Origin of the sequence: Candidatus Pelagisphaera phototrophica (genome assembly GCF_014529625.1) — a bacterium.
Taxonomy (GTDB): Bacteria; Verrucomicrobiota; Verrucomicrobiia; order Opitutales; family Opitutaceae; genus Pelagisphaera; species Pelagisphaera phototrophica.
Map to the genome: position 1 here is coordinate 3,715,855 of NZ_CP076039.1, position 17,674 is coordinate 3,733,528.

Sequence of the window (17,674 nt, forward strand, 5' to 3'; positions counted from 1 at the left end):
TTCTGAAATCTAGTTACTTTGAGCCATCCCTACGAGCTCCTCCCTTGGAGCCGTTTTCGCATCTTCCGATATCTTTCGTATTTGATCCTGAACAAATTCCGGGAACACAATAATCGAGTAATTCTGTATCTCCGTAGCCGCCGGCAACTCTTGGTAACTTAGAATATTCAGCTTTGGCAAAGACGGCTCAAAGAAGCGCTTGAATGGCAGGCGTATTTCCGCTGCGGTTACAAATACTGGCATTAGTCCGTTCTCAATCATGTCATTCGCTTTCAATGCTAATTCACGTAGCAGGTGCTGTGCCAACTGCGGATCCAGTGATAAAGTATAATCTGTATTCGTTCTCTGGATTTTGGTAGCTATGACCTGCTCTAGTCGAGGATCCATTGTTATCCCCTTGAGAACGCCTTTTTCCGATTCATACGCAGGAACGAAGAACTCTCCTAACTTTCTCCTTACGTACTCGGACAGATCATCAGGATTTTTGGATATCGAAGCAAAATCTGCAATCGCTTCCAAAACCAAGTTTATGTTTCGTATGGATACATTTTCCTTTAGCAAATTCTGTAATACTCGATGAATGACCCCAATGTTGACGAGATCTGGAAGCAACTCGGAAATTAATGCCGGGTGGTCTTCTTGAACGTGGTCGATGAGTTTCTGCACATCCTGCCGTCCCACGAGATACATCGCGTTGTTTTTAAGAACCTCAGATAGATGTGTCACAAGTACGGAATTGGAATCGACAATCGAGAAGCCATTCATTTCCGCATTCTTCTTTTCGTCTTCATCGACCCAAACGGATTCGATTCCAAAGACAGGTTCTACGGTTGGGATACCATTGATTGGAATCTCACTGTTCGATACATTCATGGCCAGCCAACGGTTGGGCATGACCTCTCCGCGAACAATCTCCTTATTATGCAAGAGAAAACGGTACTCGTTGCTTTCCAGTTCCAAATTGTCCCTAACAGCAATCGGTGGAACAACGATGCCTAGCTCCCTCGCTATGGTCTTCCGAACGCCCGTGACTCGTTCCAAGAGATCCCCTCCTTGAACTTTATCCGCTAGAGACAGTAGGTTGTATCCTATCTCCAAAGCGAATACGTCCACTTCGATGAGTTTTTCAAACTCCGCGGGCATACTCTTCCCGTCGTCTTGCTCACCGCTCGAACCGGACTCCATTTCCGCGCGTCTTTCATCCTCCATTTTAACTGCCTTCTCTCGTTCCTTAACTTTCTCCGCTTTCCGTAAACTAAACATAAGGGCAGCAAATACTCCCGCCACCATCATGAATGGCATTTTAGGCATCCCAGGAATAAACCCTACTCCAACCAGCATCAAAGCAAGAAGGCCCATTGCTTTCGGATAAGCTGAGAGCTGGCCTCCGATTTGGTCTCCAAGATTATCAGAGTTTCCAGATGTCCGAGTTACCAGAACACCAGCGGCGAGTGATACAATCAGTCCCGGTATCTGAGAGACAAGACCATCCCCGATAGACAACAGAGTAAACTTCTGCACGGCATCTCCAAACACTAAACCATGCTGAATCATCCCGATAGCGATTCCTCCCAATACATTAATCGCAGTGATCAATATCGCAGCGACCGCATCTCCTCTAACAAACTTGCTAGCACCGTCCATCGCCCCGTAAAAGTCGGCTTCCTTTTGAATTTTCTCGCGTCGCTCGGTCGCCTTAAGCTCATCAATAATTCCCGCATTAAGCTCAGCATCGATCGCCATTTGCTTACCGGGCATCGCATCCAAGGTAAATCGGGCGGCCACCTCCGCGATACGGCCCGAACCCTTAGTGATGACCATAAAGTTGATCGCCACCAAAATTAGGAATACAACCGCTCCTACTAGGTAATTATTTCCGACTACAAACGTGCCAAAAGACTCGATTACGTTGCCAGCATCCCCCTTTAAGAGAATGAGCTTCGTAGATGCTACGTTCAGCCCAAGCCGGTAAATGGTAAGTCCAAGAAGTATCGTCGGAAAACCGGTAAATTCAGATGGCTCCTTGACATAGATGATCACGAGCATTACCAGGAGAGAGGCCCCTATGCTCCCCACCAACAATAGGTCTAGCATCACTGCCGGCAATGGCATAAACAGCAGCAATACTGTACCGAACATGCCGAGCGTTACAACCGTATCACCCTTCTTCAAAAATCCTAGAATTTTGCCTAGGTCAAAATTTCCTTTTGCCGATTCCATTATCTATTCTTCGACTTAACGCCCCTTCTCACCTTTAGTTTGTGAAAGTAGTATTTGTGTACTCGATACACATACGCAAGAATCTCGGCGACGGACTGATACATTTCAGCCGGAATCGCCTTGCCTGGCTGGCCGGCCTTATAAAGCATTCGTGCAACCAGCTTGTTCTCAACAATCGGCACTCCGTTCTCCTTAGCTACTTGCTTGATTCGCTGAGCAAATAGATTTTCACCTTTAGCCAGAACCATAGGAGCTTCATCTACTCCCCGTTCATACTTCATGGCTATCGCGTAGTGGGTTGGATTTGTGACGACTACATCGGCCGTGGGAACATCATCAAGCATTTGTGTCTGCATCAGACGCATAGCCATGGCATATCGCGCTTTACGAATCTCCGGGCTCATGTCCGCGTCTTTTCTTTCCTGCTTAACCTCTTCTTTTGTCATCTTGAGGTCATTTGCAGTCTTCACCTTCTGGTAGATGTAACTGATGATTGCAATTATCGCGACGAATATAATAAGCCGGATAAATGCGTAAACCATCGTATCTATGATAAACACACCTATATGATTGAAATCTATTACCGCATAGAAAATTGGATCATTAACGATTTTTCCAATCGCTCCATAAAGAATTGCTCCGATCGCAATCAGCTTCAGCAGATCAATCCCAAATTTTACTAGAGTATCCTTGGATACCAGCCGCTTCGTTCCCGAAATCGGGTTAAGTTTTTCAAAACCGAACTTGAGAGCTTTTGGCGTCAACCGAAACCCGGACTGGATGCCTCCTGCTACAATCGCTCCAACCATCCCAGCTATCAGAAAGGGCCCCGAAAAACGGGACAAGGCAGTCATCGTTTGCATGGACCAATACTCGATGCCATCCTCATTGATGTCTATCGTTGCCAAATTGCCAAAGATGGAGACGGACAGATTCATCACATTCATGGCTAAATCCTGTCCGTACCAGAGAACTACAAGTAGTCCCGCAAAGAGAGTGAATACGACTCCAATTTCCTGAGCTTGGGCAAAGTTTCCCTTTTGGAGAGCCTCGTTGAGTCTCTTTGACGAAGCTTTTTCTGTCTTTGAATCTTTATCTGTATCTGCCATCTTAGAATGCCGGTCGGAACATGATAAAGCGCATCATCACCTCGGTTGTATTGTTGGAGTAGTTGATAATATACCCAACAACCAACAATACCGAGAAAGAGAAAATCGAAATGCCAGCAAGAATACGGGCAGAGAAACTTAGTATGAATACATTCAGTTTCGGCACCACTTTACCCAGCACAGCAAACACTAGGTTTACCAGAAAGTTGACTGCAATCACCGGAGCGGCCATAAGTATCCCAATTTTGAATATCCCCGCCGTCTGTTTTATTATGAATTCAGCCGCATAGTGATTAACTTCCATGAACCCAACAGGAGCAACCTCATAACTCGCGATGTAAGCTCTGAGGATATCGTACTCACTTCCTGAAAGAATAACAATCACGCCGAGAAAATACATGATTGTACCAATCGGATTTGCTCCCCGAGAGGTGGAAGGATCAAACTCGGCTCCGGGTGCCAAACCGATCTCAACTGTCAGAATATGTGAAGCAAAGTCTATCAGGAAAAACAACATTCGGACGGCAAATCCCATCGATAACCCAACTGCCATTTCCTTTGCCATCCAGATAATCAGAACCAAGAGTGAGTCGGGTAAAGCAACATTCACATCCACCAACGGTAAAACGATTAAGGCGAAGGCCATAGAGAATCCACCCTTTGCGATAAACGGAATCGTCTTATGGGCGAAGAATGGAATGTACAGGAAAAGCCCAACCATTCGGGTCAGGATCAATATAAAAGCAAATATGTCGTCGGGGGCGAACATCGATTTAGAAAGGGATCTCCGTGATCTTAGAAAATACGGTAATCGTGAAATTCATCAGCGTCTTCATTAGCCAAGAGGCGGAAAAAACAAGCACTCCACCAACCGCGAACAGTTTAGGGGCAAATGAGAGCGTTTGCTCTTGTATACTCGTAACCGCTTGAACAAGCGAAACCGTAAGCCCAACCGCAATTGTCGTGAGCAAGATCGGACTCACAAGCGTCAGGGCGTTGTAAATCGCCTGACGAAATAGTTCTATAGCCATTTCCAAACTCATAACTGAAAGCTTTGTACCAAAGATTTAATGACCAGTGTCCATCCATCCACTAAGACGAACAAAAGCAATTTAAAGGGGAGAGAGATCACAATCGGAGGCATCATCATCATACCCATTGCCATGAGCGTGGTACCTACGAGAAAATCGATTAGAATGAATGGCAGAAAGATCAGAAAACCCATCTGAAAGGCGGTTCTAATTTCACTCATAACAAACGCTGGGACTACAACACGCATGGGCAACTCGCTCGTAGCGGTCGGCCCCATTTTCGCCAAGTCTAGGAAGAACTCCACATCGTCTAGCTTTGTCTGCTTTAGCATAAAGTCCCGTAACGGATCTGAACCTTTCTCCAAAGCTTCCGCGGTCGTAATAGTCTTATCGAAGAGCGGTTGTAACGCTGTTGTATTCACTTCCTGAAAAACGGGCTGCATTACAAAAAATGTGATGACGAGCGCTAATCCCACGATCAGCTGATTGGAAGGGGCCTGGTGCACACCTAGGGCTGTCCGCACAAATCCAAGCACAATAATGATTCGCGTAAAGCTCGTCATCAGTACCACAATAGACGGCCCAAGCGTCAGAAGGGTCATCAGTAACAAGATCTGAATAGCAGCTCCTACATCTTGGCCCCCTTCTTCACTGTCGCCCATATTAATACTCAAATTCAGGCCCTGTGGGCTTGCCGCCTGCCCATAGACAGCGTCAGAGACGCTTAGACAGAAAATTGTAATGAGGAATATGGATACGATTTTCTTCATGCGAGTTCTCGCACTGGTCCGCGCTCCACTTCTGGTTCAATCTTAGGGAAGTCACTCTTGTAGCCATCTAGAGACGTAAGGTAGTCAATTTTGCCGGGTCCCACACCCAAGAGGATCTTTTTATCTTCATACTCGACAACCATGATGTACTGCCGATTTCCAAGCATTCTGCTTTCCGCAACCTTTAGCTTACCCTCATTTGAAGAAAATGGCTTTCGAATGACACCCCGTTTGAAAAGGTACCAAGCCGCTACACACATCCCCCCAATAATGACTAAATATCCAAGTATCGTAACCGCCATTCCGACTCCGGACCCTTTGTCAGGCATTAAGTCTTCATACAATTCACTCTGACCCTCAGCACCTTCAACATCAGAGGCGGAGCTAGGATAGACCATCTGAGAATCTTCAGACTCCTCCACCTGACCCATCAAGTCCGTTGCTCCTACAAGCAGGCAGGCTATCACGATCGCGAAGCCAAGTGAGGATTTACAAAGACGATCTGCTATAAGAGACGCTATGTACCGAAAACCCAACGCCTCCGGCACACGAGACGCACCGTGATTTACAGTATCGGATGCTCCTTGGATCCTTCCGCTTGAGAAAATCTCACCTTTTCTCCGAGGAGCTCCATTTTCTTGATCCAGGTAATGTACGAACATGCCGTACACCTAGCAAGGCTTGTGCCTGTTCCAACAAACGGAAACTTAAGTTATTGTTATACAATATGATAAAATTAAGAAAAAGATTCTTAGCAATTTCGATTGAGCCTCTGAAAGCACTTATTGCCTACCCTCTAACCCTCTGGAGAACTCCTGAAACTGGTCGAAAAATGAGTAGTTATGGCATTACAGCCTTAGGTTACATAACGTACACCGCTCCCAAAACTTTAATAAACGAGCCCAGAAATTGACGCTTACTCGTTAAAACAGGAAACCCGATCGCTTACACCGCCTGGCAATAGCAAGATTTCTTGCCATTTCTACACCCTTTCAGGGCCGCATCGCTCAAATTCAGCTGTTTTTCGCCGGTAACGAATACACTCAAGTCATTCAACCGCAAAGACCTCAAAATTCTGCGGCTTTCTTGCGACAAAGCAACCCGCATGAAAAGTCGAGCACGTGCTAGACAATCCAACCATCGCTCCCTCACGCTCACAAGCTCCGAGAAAGGGCCTCTACCAATAAGTAACCAAAAACAACCAACGGATCTATTTGCTGGCCATCTCAGTGATCTTAATTCCAAAGTTATCTTCAACGACGACCACTTCGCCATAGGCGACTAATTTGTCGTTGATATAGAGTCCTACAGGGTCTTTGGCTTCCTGATTTAATTGTATTACTGAACCGGGCACAAGTTCCATGACTTCTCGCATGGGCATGCGACATGAACCCAGCTGAACGGTCATCTTAACCCGAACATCCATCAGAAGGCCAATGTCCTTCTCTCTTTCTACCATTTCACTCATTCTTCTTCTTTCTCTTCGAGTTTTTCGCTAATTCTAACTGCGACCTTGTTTTTATCCAGGCCGATTTCTCCCTTAAATTTCCGGGTGTTAGAGAGTCTGATACGTGTGTCCCCCAATATGGTCTTGGGAAATCGTATCACATCTCCTGGCCTCAGATGGGCCACTTCCTTCACCGTAAGGCTGTCCGCATCCCATTCCGCTTTTACAGGAATATCCACTTTGTCAAACGACTCCTTCCAGCTCCTTTTAGATCCAACGATATCAGGATTAATTTCTCTCTCCTTATTTTCGTACATCTTTTTGATTATAGGCTCTAGAGTGTAGTAAGGTATGCCTATTTGTATCGATTCGGAACAGTCGCCTACCCCTGCCTCCATCGTCAGTACCAACATACTGGAATCCGCAGGTGCCGTTTCCAAAAATCTGCCATTGCTCTCATGAGCGATAATCGAAGCATTCAACTCGCGTTCACTCTTCCATTGGCGACACCACTCATCGAGAATGATTGCGGCTACATCATCCACCAGATTGACTTCTATCTCAGTCAGGTACCGCTCTCCTTCAACACTTTGACCCTTACCACCCAGCATCCGATCAACCATGGTCAACGCCAGCCTAGGATTGATGTCAATCGCTCCTACACCATGGAGCTGATCCACCTTGAAAAGTACGACGTGAGCCGGATTGGCGATCGTCTCGGTATACTCGCTATAGGTTAGCGTGGAAAGCCGCGACATTTTCAGCGAGTACTCCAACCGGAGAAAAATCGAAAGACGGGCTGCCAAATAGCGTATGAACTCTTCGTGCCTAATGCACACTCGGCGCAGTTCCACTTCCGTCAGAAAAACAGGATTCCTAAAGTCGTAAGGCTCTATACGAGTTCCTTTCATCGTACGGACCTTATTGCCATCTGGATCGTAAATTATCTCTTCAGGCTCGTCCGAGGCTTCTGCGATCAGAGCGTCAATATCTGTCTGATCTAGAAATTCGCCATCATCCGGCATATCTTGTGGTTCCTCAGGCATAAGTGAATACCTCTTACTGTATTACAAATTGCGTAAAATAGATTTCGTCGATCATCGGAGGCTGCAGCACTTGGTCAAACCCTTGTATCAACTGATTACGAACGGTATCCGTGATGTTTGGTCTTTCCAAATCGGCCATCGTTAAGTGACGCAAAACTGTGGTTGCGAGGTCCTGCATCTTTGCTTTTCGCGCCTCAACTTCGTCTTCAATTTCAGGATTTGCGCTTTCGAGACTAAATGCGACTCTCAAAAAACGAGCCCCACCCGTTCCATTGATATTAACGATTAAATCTCCAAAGGAAACTAAGTGCTTCTCTCCCGTTTCCACATGAATTTTATGAGGGTCAATCTCCTCGTAATGACCCTCGCCAGCTACTGGAGCGTGCTTAATAATCTCCGGAAGGAAAAGGAATTTGAACATCGCGAAAGAAATTACTGGCATCAGGATGACGACCAGTAGGACGGGGAGCATGCTGCCGCCACTTTTCGCTGAATAAGCTTGGGCTTCTTGAACTGCGTTCTCTTCTGCCATAATATTCTCGGTTACTTTTTGGTTTTTTAACTACCTACGACTGGTAGAAGTTATCGTTTCAGATTCACGACCTCCTGTAGTATATCGTCTGATACGGTTATGATTCTAGATCCCGCCTGAAAGCCTCTCTGAGTGGTAATCATATTAGCAAATTCTTCCGTCAGATCTACATTCGACAATTCGAGAGCTCCTTGCTGGATTCTTCCAACTCCTTCCCTACCGGCTTTTTGCAAAGCAGACAGGGCGTCCCCTACTTCAGAATCCATATCTACGCCCTTCAGACCGGCAGCACCAAATCCACTATACAGATTTCTTCCTTCACGAATCAATGCTGAGGTGTCGTTAAAGTCGACAAGCATGATCTGCCCCTTGTTGAAAGAGGATCCATCGGAAAGGAAAAACGTTATCATTCCCTCAGGGTCGATTGAGAAATTTGAGAGATCAGGAGCTTGATCATTTCGAACTTCATTAACGCGTCGCAATGCGGCTAACTGGGTATCTGCTGGAGTTCCTTCTGAAGAAATGAGCCCCTGAATCGCAGCAACGTTGTTAGCCTGGGCAGTTGCGTCTCCTAAATGCGTGAGATCGATCAGTCCCATCAAATCCGTAATGGCCGAACCATCTAAACCGGTGGCCGCCGCATCAGCAGAAAAGACCGCATTAAACATATCCTTAGATACCGCTGCCTTGATGTCAGCATCTGAGACCGCATCTGCACCTGTAGAGCTTTGATTTCTCTGGGCGACAATCGCCGCAACCGCCTCCTGAGCAAAGGTATGCCATCCAGGAACCTTAGCTATCGTTCCGTCTGGATTGAGGGTCATAGATCCAGCACCGATGTTATGATCGCCATTCCAAACCGGATCGCCAGCAGCGTCTTTTGCGATGAGGTTGTTCGTATAGTAGACGGAATTACGAGAGACACCATTTACAGTGTAGGGACCTACGACTTCCTCCGCCTGGCTTTTGTCGAAGGCTAGCGAGATATCGCCTAAAGCGGAAGGTTCGATCGTTCCTGAGACGCCATCATTGTTTTTCCCAAAGTTCCAATTACCATTGGCGTCGATCGCAACATTATATCCAATCGCCCCGTCATTTGACCCTTGAACTCGGTAACCTTCCGTCGTCACCAGATTTCCAAGACTATCAATACGAAAATCGCCTCCGCGCGTTGCATATTTGGCGTCCTCATTTCGAGCGTCACTGACCAAAAAGAATCCATCTCCGGTTACAGCCAGATCCGTTTTCTGGTTGGTACTCGTCAACCCACCTTGATGGAAGAGTCCCTGAATCGTATCTACCTGCACACCCAAACCGACTTGAGAAGCCGTAACGTTTGAGCCCTGTCCGTCCTGCGGCGAAGGTGCCGATTGGGTCAATATCTGATTAAACGTCTCCGAATATTTGACACGAGATCCTTTAAAGGAAACCGTATTCACGTTCGCAATATTATTGCCAATTACTTCCATTCCTTTCGCAAAACTGCGTAAGGCGCTGATTCCACTGCTTAATGCTCCAAATGCCATAATTTTTGTTTGTTTAAAATTTTTAGTCTGCTGTTAAGTTTACTACGCTACTGAGGCTGCTCTACCTTGAACACTGAGTTAATATCGAATTTCTTTCCGTCGACGAATACACTGGTATCACCCTTCACATGTTCAATTCCTTGGGCGATTCCCGACACCTCTTCACCATCTACTAACATGGTCACTTTCTTGCCAATGTAACCTTGGGAGGCCTGGAATTGCTGGACGCCTGTAAACTCGCTAAAGTTGTCGTTCAGCTCAGACATCATTTCCAACTCGCTGAAGTTGGCCATCTGAGCAATGAACGCCGTATCATCCATAGGCTTGAGCGGGTCCTGGCTCGCCAACTGCGTGGTGAGCAACTTGAAGAACTCCGCCTGGCCAAGAGTCTTTTGTTGCGTCTCTATTTTTCCAGTCGAATTTGGATCAATCGTAGTAAAATCCTGAGCCTGAGGCCTTTGAATAAAATCTGTTGCTATATCTGACATAGTATTACGCGTAGGTTTGAAGTTCTTGTTCTGAATCCAGATTATCGCCTGAGACACTCTCAGAACTTTCCGAATTCACTCTATCGCTCTGCTGCCGATTAGAATGGTTCGAGCGGCGTCCACCATTGGATTTGGCCTCACTATAATGCCCACCTTTCGCGCTACCACCCTTCTGATCGAAATTCATGAATTGCTCATTTTTAGAGCTATCACTTTCAAAATTTGTAAATTGAGGAGGATTAAATTTTACCCCCTTCTGGTTCATCTCACTGGCAAACTCCGACCAGCTTGATTTGATAAGACTTTCCAGTCCAAAAAGGTCGGTTTGCATTGCTGAGCTTACATGCCCTGAATCCATGGAAACACGCAAGGCCATGCTGCCTCCCTGATCAAAATTTATGCGAATCGAAACAGCGTCAATTTTAGTGCTTACCAGCTTATCAACACTCTTACTGAGGGCAGTATAAATTTCCTTGGTTTCATCCGCCGACTTTGAAGCATAACTCACAGGTTGAGCTTTGGCGGTAAAGGAAGATTTACTCGAAACGGAAACGTCGTTTCCAGCCAACTGTACGCCCTGCGCACCATCCGCTTTGGATGTCGTTCCCGAAGACTTAGTCGGCGCAGTTCCCTTTAGGGCGGCTTCAACCTCCTGTTTACCAAGTGATCTATCGACTGGGCTCTTCGGCTGATTGATATCAGAGGTGGTCTGTCCAGAGTTGAATGCCGGGGATAGATTCGGCTTCGTCACATCAGACTGCGCTGAACTGTTCGGCTGACTTCTCATCTGGGATTGCTTCGTAGCATCCGCCCCTTTTCTCGCCAGGTCAATTACGGCTTCTTTCTCTACGGGAACCTCAGAAGAATGTGCCAACGGACCAGACAGATTCGATTGAGTGTGACCACTCGTAACTCCGTGACCAACCTTACTGGAATTCGCAGACTTTGCAGTTTCATGAACGGCGGTAGGGTTTTGCTTAGCTTTATCAAAATCGATAACAAGCGAATCAACATCCTTAGAACCAACGTTATTTCGTGAGAGAGTGCCAGACACTCCTTTTGGGTCTCCCCCTATATCCCTTCCCACTTTCAGGTTACGATCGTTTGGCCCTCTGTACTCTCCAGCTCTCTTGGAGTTTTCCAAACCAGTCTCAATCGGTTTCTCGCCATCGTTGAAGACTTTCCTAACCGCGACTGCTGAAACTTCTTCAACGTTTTCCAACCGAGACCGCACAATTGATGCTGTCTCTTCAGAGGAATTCGTTGCGAGGTTGGTGGACATATTCGGATCGGACCTAGCAGAGTTGATGCCAATCGACATTTCAGGTTTCCTTACCTGCTGTCCTTCAACACTTTGCCTGCGTTCTCCCTCATTTTTTAACGTAAAATTAGCAAGATCCAAGGGGGCCATTTCCAGGGGGGCGGCAGTTTTTGCCGTATGATCTTTCGATTCTGATTCGTCTTCCAACTCATCGATACGCTCACGGTTAGAATCCTCATCTGCTCTAATATCCATTATGCGGCGCTCATACCAATCGTCATCGACCGCAGATCTCTCCAAGCGTTGGTCCATCGACCGACCAGCGGGCGCCATAGATGGTAGCTCATTAGAGTTTTCTCTTCGAATTGAAATAGCGATACGGTTTAAACTCCTGTTCCCAAAACCGGGAGTTGAATTCAAACCTCTATTTTCAGAACGCCACTCCGTATCGTGCCGTCGCTCTTCTTCCGCCTCTAAGTCTTCACTTTTACTTAGCACGTTTCGTTCTGCTGCATCTATGCCAAAAAGTTTCTGAGCGCCGACAAACGCCTTATCCCAAAAACTGCTGAATTGCCCATCCTTGTTTCCCGTTTCGCTTCCTTGCGTTTTGCTCCAAATATTTCGCTTTGAGCTTATTTCAATATCACGTACCACCGGGTTGGATACGCTTTTCGTTTCTATGGACATCTATATTGTATATTACTTTTTCGCCTGTAAATCGTCTCTTGATAATCTGAGTATGTTGGACAATTTCGCAGCCCGCTTTATCATCGCTTCGTTTCCGCCACCCTGTTGAGCCATCTCCTGAAGAATATCTCCAATTGTCGCCGGCTTCATAAATCTTAATATTTTGGCGACAGTAGCGTCGTCCAGTTCTTTGAAGATACTTACGGTTGCTTCAGGATCCAAATTCCCATAGGTATCAGCCAGGGTTTTCAGGTTTTTGCCTTCCCAGGCCTCAACTTCGACGATATCTTTCATTAGCTTATCGCGCATTCGCTCTACTTCCGCCTTGATCTCCTCTATCTCAATACGATCAGATTGCAGCCGTGCTTCATAAGTTACGAGGTTCGCCTCCCTTTCGGCAATTTTCGCCACTCTCTTATCGAGCTCCGATTTCAATCGCTTGAGGTCATCACTAGAAAAATTCCAGCCAATCGGTGATGGGTCCTCACGTTTTATGACCAGCACATCCTTGTCTGCCGGGAAAATTTTGTCGCGATAAAGTACGTACGAACCCACTTGAGTCCCAAGCATTATAACGAGAGCCAAAACGGCTAAGAACCACGATTTAGTTAGTAATACACTCATATACCTCTCCTTTCGATGCTTCGCGCATTGTAAATATCCTCAATTTCGATAGTCTTCTGCCGCATTGCTTCTGCGTGATACTCCTCCAATCGACATTGCTTTAAATTCGCTACAACCTTCTTTTTCCGAGCAGCTTGCTTCATTCTTGAAAGAGCTTCATCTCGTCGTTGCTCCGCTGTCACCAATGCATCCCTAACTTCTTTGGAAGCCTGACTCGCATCGGCAATCGCTCCATTCAGAGCGAGACGTTCATTTCGAGAAAATGAGTGAGTGTGCGACTTGTCCCAATCCCGGCAAATTGAATCTTTCTCCTCGTCGACTCGTCTCGTCTTTTCTTCGAGAGTGGAAATCTCCTGAACCGTTTGGCTAAAGGTTTGCCGGGCTAACTGCTCCTCCCATTCCCGCAGTTTCAACAAGGCCCTTAAATTGAAAGAAAACTTCTTCATTTAATCGCCTCCTCCAATAATGAAAAGGAATCAACACTTGGAATATGCTCCGAATGACTTTGACGCAGCATTTCCATGATACGTCCGTGAGCAGCTATAGCATTATCGATGCGCGCGTTCACACCACTCGTGTAAGCCCCCAAGTTGATAATGTCCTCGTTTTCCCGGTACAGAGACAGGTAGTCTCTCGCCAATCCAGAGAGCTCGACTTCCTCTTTCGAAGAAATGTCATTAACTAAGCGACTAATACTCTCCAGAACATCAATAGCCGGGAAGTGATTCGCCGTCGCTAAACGACGGGATAAAATGATATGGCCATCCAATATTCCGCGCACGGAATCCGAAATCGGTTCGTTGAAATCGTCTCCCTCCACAAGTACGGTATAAAAGGCTGTTATGGACCCTTTTTCCGAATTACCCGATCTTTCCAATAGCTTTGGGAGCTTGGAAAAGACCGAAGGCGTGTAACCTCTACTAGCAGGCGGCTCTCCAATCGCCAGTCCAACTTCCCGCTGGGCCATCGCGTATCGAGTTACGGAATCCATCAGGAAAAGAACTTTCTTACCAGACTCCCGAAAGTTCTCCGCAATTGAAGTCGCGAGATTTGCTGCCCGTAGCCGCAATGGGGCACTTTGGTCAGAGGTAGCGACTACGACGACCGTTTTACGCAAGCCCTCTGGTCCAAGATCCTTTTCAATAAATTCTCTCAGTTCTCGTCCCCGTTCACCCACTAAGGCGATGACGTTTACATCCGCGTCTGAACTTCGAGCTAACATTCCCATCAAGGTCGATTTACCGACGCCACTTCCCGCAAACACCCCTAATCTCTGCCCTTCTCCAACAGGACTGAAAAGATCTATAGCCTTAATGCCTGTCTCGAAGCGCTTTTCGATCCGCCTTCTCAACAAGGGATTGGGAATAGGCCGGGACCGAGACGTTTCTTCTCTGTAATGGATAGGACCAAAACTGTCTATGGGCTGCCCAAAGCCATCTAAAACTCTTCCAAGAACCTCTGAACCAACTGGTACACGATTGATGCCTGTACTCAATTTTACATGACAACCCGGATGAACCCCTTCCATGTCTTCAAGCGGCATCAAAAGAATACGATGATCCCTAAAGCCTACGACTTCTGAATGAATCACAAGATCAGAGCTAGGGGAAACGATATCGCAGATATCACCGAGACTGGCTTGTGGACCCTCAGATTCAACAACGAGTCCGGCGACTTGGACAACTTTGCCCAATCGTGTCACGGTATCCGCCGTATCCACTCGGACTCCAATATCTTCAGCCCAGTCTGGAAGCAATCGATTCATCAGCTTGGTCGCAGTCCGTCCTTTAGCCTGTTTAGCTTGGTTGAAATCAGCCCATCGACTTTGCCAAATCGACTACTCAGCAAACAATCCCCTCTTTGAAGACCTTTGTCCTCAGCAAAATCCAACCGAGGGTGTTTCGACCTAATTCCTACTTCAAGATCTTCGAGCAGTGCCAAGTCCAAAGGATTCAGTCGAACCTCCATTTTTTCGTCATCCAAACCAGATTCCTCAATGACGGAATTCACGATTGAAAGAATAGTTTCAGAATCAAATTCTACACCGCCAAGAGTCCGGCTCACACAATCATGGGTTAGCGTCATGAGAGCCTCACGAGCTTCTGCGACGATCTTGCCAAACTTGTTTTCCAGGTCGGAAAATGTCTTTTCCCTCAAGGCATTCACTTCGGATCGAAACCCTAGTATCTGTTGACTATGCTGCTGACTCGCCTCGTCATAACCTTTTTGATACGACTTCTCGATCTCCTCTCCGAACACCTTAGCATCCACTCGCGGAGGCCCATCATATGAGACTCGTAAGCTCATCATTGGCTCAACAAGATTCAACTCTAATTTAGACTGTCTGGCTACCACCATCTAGGCTGATTTCCTCCTGTTCTTCCATTCGACGCACGACTTGGATTACGCGTTCCTGAGCTGCCTCTACTTCTGTCAATTTGACAGGTCCCATCATTTCCAACTCTTCCATTAAAGTTTCCGCTGCTCTCTTGGAAACCGCCTGCATAATGAAATCGCGGAGCGATTCGGTTGCTGATTTTAGAGATATCGTAAGATCTCCCGAGTCGACTTCGCGCATAATTCTTTGCAAGTCGGGAAGATCGAGGCGAATGAGATCTTCGAAGCTGAACATCTTCTTTCGAATTTCGGATCCCAGATTAGGATTTCGCTCTTCGACATTCGAAAGAATCTCTTTGCTGTCGTCTTTTTCTAAAGTATTGAGCAAGTCCGCAACCATCCGAACACCGCCACTCCGGTTCATGGTAACTTTTCCTCCCGTATCCAGATTCTTGCTGAGCGAATTAGCTACTTTGTTTATGATCTCAAGAGAGGTGGGCTCCAACATTCCTAGACGTTCGAGCACTTCCCCACGCAGTTCCTGATTGAACATGCCTAAAATCGGTCCCGCCTTGTCATTCTCCAGATAAGAGAGAACAAATGCAATTGTTTGGGACTGCTCCGTCTTGATCAAATTAAAGATCTGACTGGGCTCCATTTGCTCAATTTCCTTAATAACTTCTGCTGAATTACTAGCAGGAGCAATGCGCTCAAGAATGCTAGAAGCTTTGAAATCCCCTTTTGCTATTTCTAGAGCCTTACGAGTGTAGAAGGGTCCACCGAGCAACGAGCTGTAGCTTGATAGAATCACACTTGAGAATTCTTCAATTGCTCGCTTTTGATCCACCTCTTCAATTGCGTTGATGGAGGTCATTTCCTTACAGAGGATCTCTACATCTTCATCTTCAAACTGCTTAAGCAAATGGGCCGCTGTCTCTGGACCAATTACAATAAGAAAGGTCGCCAGTTTTTGCGTGCGCGTTAATCTGTCGTAAGTTCCAGGCATATCGATTATCTGCTTTCCGGTTCAGCTATCCATTCGCGCAAAGAAACGCCAATATTGGCAGGTTTCTGCCTTATTAACTCATTGAGCATCTCTGGCGTCACCGTTCCATTATCTTCCAACTTCCTGTTTTGGAGGACTTGCTCAGGTTGAAGAACTTCGATTGAAATCTCCTCGGGCTTGGTCTTCTTAAGCATTTGTATGAAAAATACAATTACTCCTAACCCTAGCACCAACCCAACCAAAATTTTCCCTAATTCAATCCACTTGTTTAAGTCGAAACCCTGGTTCATAGATTGCGTTTGGAATGTATTTGGATCGGCAGCAAAAACCATTTCGTTAACCGTTACCAAGTCCTGAGCGATTTCCCCTTCTTTCAACTGAATCCCCAAAGCATTGATCACAATCTGACGTAGTTCCTGGATTTCCGCTGGCTCTCGAGGCAAGGCCCCTCCCTCTTCATCCGTTCGCATGGATACCAATAGGGAAGCTGTTAGACGTTTGATTGATCCGGGACTTTGAACCCTATTGCTAACAACTTCACCAATCTCGTAATTTTCTGTCTTCTGCTCCGTGGAATCTTCACGATCGGTGAATGATCCTCCTGAACCGTTTCCAGAGCTGGGGATATTGGAAGTGGATCCCGCCACAGCTCCAAGCGAACCATCTGATTCCTTCTCAACCGTCTTTTGCTCTTCGACCACCGACGAACGTAGCACCCCTTCTGGATCAAAGCTTTTTTCTGTCGTTTGCACTGAGGATGTATCTACATCTACCGCCACTCGCACTTCCGATTGATGCGGCCCCAATACACGATCCAGCATTGACTGCACTTTCGTTGTGAAATATACTTCAAGCCCTTTTCTATATTTTATGACGTCGTTAGAAAGGCCTCCATTCAGCCCGTCGCTCTTTAAGTCCTCACTTAGTACGACCCCCGCTCTATCAACAACGACCACATCGTCCGCCCTCAGGGCCTGAATAGAATTTGCTACCAGTTGTCTAATAGAGTTAACGGCCGCTAATGTCATTGTGCCATTTGTATCCACAAAGACAGATGCGCTTGCTCGATCTCGCCCTTCGCTGGTTACAATAATTCGATTTTCAGGCATCACCACCATCACACGTGCCGAACGTACTCCACTGAATTGAGTGATCGTTCTTTCTAGTTCGCCCTTAATCGCTCTGAGATAATTGGTTCGCTGAACAAAGTCACTGATCCCGAAACTGCCCTTATCAAATAGCTCAAAGCCCGGCCCCGTACCGGATGGCACCAGTCCCTCCGACGCAAGCTCCCATCTTAATCGATGCACTTTGCTGGACTCTACGTAGATCGAGTTGCCATTTTTGCCTGTCTCAAACTTTTCCCCCATCCCTTCAAGCTTGTCTACGATGTCTCCTGCTTCCTCAGCATTCAAATTTCCGTAGAGCAGCTGCATGTTAGGCTGGCCCGCCCAAATCATCAAGGCGATCATCGCCAATGAGACAAGCCCACCAGCCAATATCAGTGATACTTTCTGGTTTGCTCCGAGCGGATTCCAAAGATCCTTAAATTGATTAACTATTCCCATTTAAATAAGTCTCCAAAAAATT

General features: G+C 46.6%; 18 protein-coding genes. All 18 read right to left on the reverse strand.

The window, feature by feature from the left end:
- Positions 1-9 precede the first annotated feature (9 nt).
- Entirely contained in the window at positions 10-2,220 is a 2,211-nt protein-coding gene (gene flhA / locus GA004_RS16145) for a flagellar biosynthesis protein FlhA (RefSeq protein ID WP_283394912.1), read from the reverse strand.
- Positions 2,220-3,329: an EscU/YscU/HrcU family type III secretion system export apparatus switch protein gene (locus tag GA004_RS16150; RefSeq protein ID WP_283394913.1), complete on the reverse strand. Its 1,110-nt coding sequence runs from the start codon at positions 3,327-3,329 to the stop codon at positions 2,220-2,222. The genes flhA and GA004_RS16150 overlap by 1 nt, the downstream gene beginning before the upstream one ends.
- A gap of 1 nt (position 3,330) precedes the next feature.
- Complete coding sequence (locus tag GA004_RS16155; protein ID WP_283394914.1) at positions 3,331-4,098, reverse strand: flagellar biosynthetic protein FliR; 768 nt, start codon at positions 4,096-4,098, stop codon at positions 3,331-3,333.
- A 4-nt stretch (positions 4,099-4,102) separates the two neighbouring features.
- Positions 4,103-4,360 (reverse strand): flagellar biosynthetic protein FliQ, encoded by a 258-nt coding sequence (locus GA004_RS16160; RefSeq protein WP_283394915.1) that lies wholly within the window; start codon positions 4,358-4,360, stop codon positions 4,103-4,105.
- Positions 4,361-4,368: 8 nt separating this feature from the next.
- Positions 4,369-5,130: a flagellar type III secretion system pore protein FliP gene (fliP, locus tag GA004_RS16165; protein ID WP_283394916.1), complete on the reverse strand. Its 762-nt coding sequence runs from the start codon at positions 5,128-5,130 to the stop codon at positions 4,369-4,371.
- Positions 5,127-5,792 carry a flagellar biosynthetic protein FliO gene (gene fliO, locus GA004_RS16170; RefSeq protein WP_283394917.1) on the reverse strand — a complete coding sequence of 222 codons (666 nt, stop codon included), beginning with the start codon at positions 5,790-5,792 and terminating at the stop codon, positions 5,127-5,129. Before fliO ends, fliP begins: the two co-directional genes overlap by 4 nt.
- Before the next feature lie 548 nt (positions 5,793-6,340).
- The gene (gene fliN, locus GA004_RS16175; protein WP_283394918.1) at positions 6,341-6,598 is read right to left on the reverse strand and encodes a flagellar motor switch protein FliN; all 258 of its coding nucleotides are present in this window, start codon (positions 6,596-6,598) and stop codon (positions 6,341-6,343) included.
- Positions 6,595-7,623 (reverse strand): flagellar motor switch protein FliM, encoded by a 1,029-nt coding sequence (locus GA004_RS16180; protein ID WP_283394919.1) that lies wholly within the window; start codon positions 7,621-7,623, stop codon positions 6,595-6,597. Before GA004_RS16180 ends, fliN begins: the two co-directional genes overlap by 4 nt.
- 13 nt (positions 7,624-7,636) lie before the next feature.
- On the reverse strand, positions 7,637-8,155 hold the full coding sequence (locus GA004_RS16185; RefSeq protein WP_283394920.1) for a flagellar basal body-associated FliL family protein: 519 nt from the start codon (positions 8,153-8,155) through the stop codon (positions 7,637-7,639).
- Positions 8,156-8,205: 50 nt separating this feature from the next.
- Complete coding sequence (locus GA004_RS16190) at positions 8,206-9,681, reverse strand: flagellar hook-basal body complex protein (RefSeq protein WP_283394921.1); 1,476 nt, start codon at positions 9,679-9,681, stop codon at positions 8,206-8,208.
- Positions 9,682-9,728: 47 nt separating this feature from the next.
- Positions 9,729-10,169, reverse strand: a complete 441-nt coding sequence (locus GA004_RS16195) for a flagellar hook capping FlgD N-terminal domain-containing protein (RefSeq protein WP_283394922.1) — start codon at positions 10,167-10,169, stop codon at positions 9,729-9,731.
- 4 nt (positions 10,170-10,173) lie between these two features.
- Positions 10,174-12,117: a hypothetical protein gene (locus GA004_RS16200; RefSeq protein WP_283394923.1), complete on the reverse strand. Its 1,944-nt coding sequence runs from the start codon at positions 12,115-12,117 to the stop codon at positions 10,174-10,176.
- 12 nt (positions 12,118-12,129) lie between these two features.
- The gene (locus tag GA004_RS16205) at positions 12,130-12,741 is read right to left on the reverse strand and encodes a MotE family protein (protein ID WP_283394924.1); all 612 of its coding nucleotides are present in this window, start codon (positions 12,739-12,741) and stop codon (positions 12,130-12,132) included.
- Positions 12,738-13,187 carry a flagellar export protein FliJ gene (locus tag GA004_RS16210; RefSeq protein WP_283394925.1) on the reverse strand — a complete coding sequence of 150 codons (450 nt, stop codon included), beginning with the start codon at positions 13,185-13,187 and terminating at the stop codon, positions 12,738-12,740. The genes GA004_RS16205 and GA004_RS16210 overlap by 4 nt, the downstream gene beginning before the upstream one ends.
- Positions 13,184-14,506: a FliI/YscN family ATPase gene (locus tag GA004_RS16215; protein ID WP_283394926.1), complete on the reverse strand. Its 1,323-nt coding sequence runs from the start codon at positions 14,504-14,506 to the stop codon at positions 13,184-13,186. The genes GA004_RS16210 and GA004_RS16215 overlap by 4 nt, the downstream gene beginning before the upstream one ends.
- A complete protein-coding gene (locus GA004_RS16220; protein ID WP_283394927.1) occupies positions 14,506-15,051 on the reverse strand; it encodes a FliH/SctL family protein in 546 nt (181 codons plus the stop codon). The genes GA004_RS16215 and GA004_RS16220 overlap by 1 nt, the downstream gene beginning before the upstream one ends.
- Before the next feature lie 25 nt (positions 15,052-15,076).
- Positions 15,077-16,084, reverse strand: a complete 1,008-nt coding sequence (gene fliG, locus GA004_RS16225; RefSeq protein WP_283394928.1) for a flagellar motor switch protein FliG — start codon at positions 16,082-16,084, stop codon at positions 15,077-15,079.
- 5 nt (positions 16,085-16,089) lie between these two features.
- Entirely contained in the window at positions 16,090-17,652 is a 1,563-nt protein-coding gene (gene fliF / locus GA004_RS16230; RefSeq protein ID WP_283394929.1) for a flagellar basal-body MS-ring/collar protein FliF, read from the reverse strand.
- Positions 17,653-17,674: the final 22 nt, after the last annotated feature.

Bases quoted from the DNA above. Each gene is read 5' to 3' on its own strand.
- flhA (WP_283394912.1), bottom strand. From the start codon at position 2,220: ATGGAATCGGCAAAAGGAAATTTTGACCTAGGCAAAATTCTAGGATTT.
- GA004_RS16150 (WP_283394913.1), bottom strand. From the start codon at position 3,329: ATGGCAGATACAGATAAAGATTCAAAGACAGAAAAAGCTTCGTCAAAG.
- GA004_RS16155 (WP_283394914.1), bottom strand. From the start codon at position 4,098: ATGTTCGCCCCCGACGACATATTTGCTTTTATATTGATCCTGACCCGA.
- GA004_RS16160 (WP_283394915.1), bottom strand. From the start codon at position 4,360: ATGGCTATAGAACTATTTCGTCAGGCGATTTACAACGCCCTGACGCTT.
- fliP (WP_283394916.1), bottom strand. From the start codon at position 5,130: ATGAAGAAAATCGTATCCATATTCCTCATTACAATTTTCTGTCTAAGC.
- fliO (WP_283394917.1), bottom strand. From the start codon at position 5,792: ATGTTCGTACATTACCTGGATCAAGAAAATGGAGCTCCTCGGAGAAAA.
- fliN (WP_283394918.1), bottom strand. From the start codon at position 6,598: ATGAGTGAAATGGTAGAAAGAGAGAAGGACATTGGCCTTCTGATGGAT.
- GA004_RS16180 (WP_283394919.1), bottom strand. From the start codon at position 7,623: ATGCCTGAGGAACCACAAGATATGCCGGATGATGGCGAATTTCTAGAT.
- GA004_RS16185 (WP_283394920.1), bottom strand. From the start codon at position 8,155: ATGGCAGAAGAGAACGCAGTTCAAGAAGCCCAAGCTTATTCAGCGAAA.
- GA004_RS16190 (WP_283394921.1), bottom strand. From the start codon at position 9,681: ATGGCATTTGGAGCATTAAGCAGTGGAATCAGCGCCTTACGCAGTTTT.
- GA004_RS16195 (WP_283394922.1), bottom strand. From the start codon at position 10,169: ATGTCAGATATAGCAACAGATTTTATTCAAAGGCCTCAGGCTCAGGAT.
- GA004_RS16200 (WP_283394923.1), bottom strand. From the start codon at position 12,117: ATGTCCATAGAAACGAAAAGCGTATCCAACCCGGTGGTACGTGATATT.
- GA004_RS16205 (WP_283394924.1), bottom strand. From the start codon at position 12,741: ATGAGTGTATTACTAACTAAATCGTGGTTCTTAGCCGTTTTGGCTCTC.
- GA004_RS16210 (WP_283394925.1), bottom strand. From the start codon at position 13,187: ATGAAGAAGTTTTCTTTCAATTTAAGGGCCTTGTTGAAACTGCGGGAA.
- GA004_RS16215 (WP_283394926.1), bottom strand. From the start codon at position 14,506: ATGAATCGATTGCTTCCAGACTGGGCTGAAGATATTGGAGTCCGAGTG.
- GA004_RS16220 (WP_283394927.1), bottom strand. From the start codon at position 15,051: ATGATGAGCTTACGAGTCTCATATGATGGGCCTCCGCGAGTGGATGCT.
- fliG (WP_283394928.1), bottom strand. From the start codon at position 16,084: ATGCCTGGAACTTACGACAGATTAACGCGCACGCAAAAACTGGCGACC.
- fliF (WP_283394929.1), bottom strand. From the start codon at position 17,652: ATGGGAATAGTTAATCAATTTAAGGATCTTTGGAATCCGCTCGGAGCA.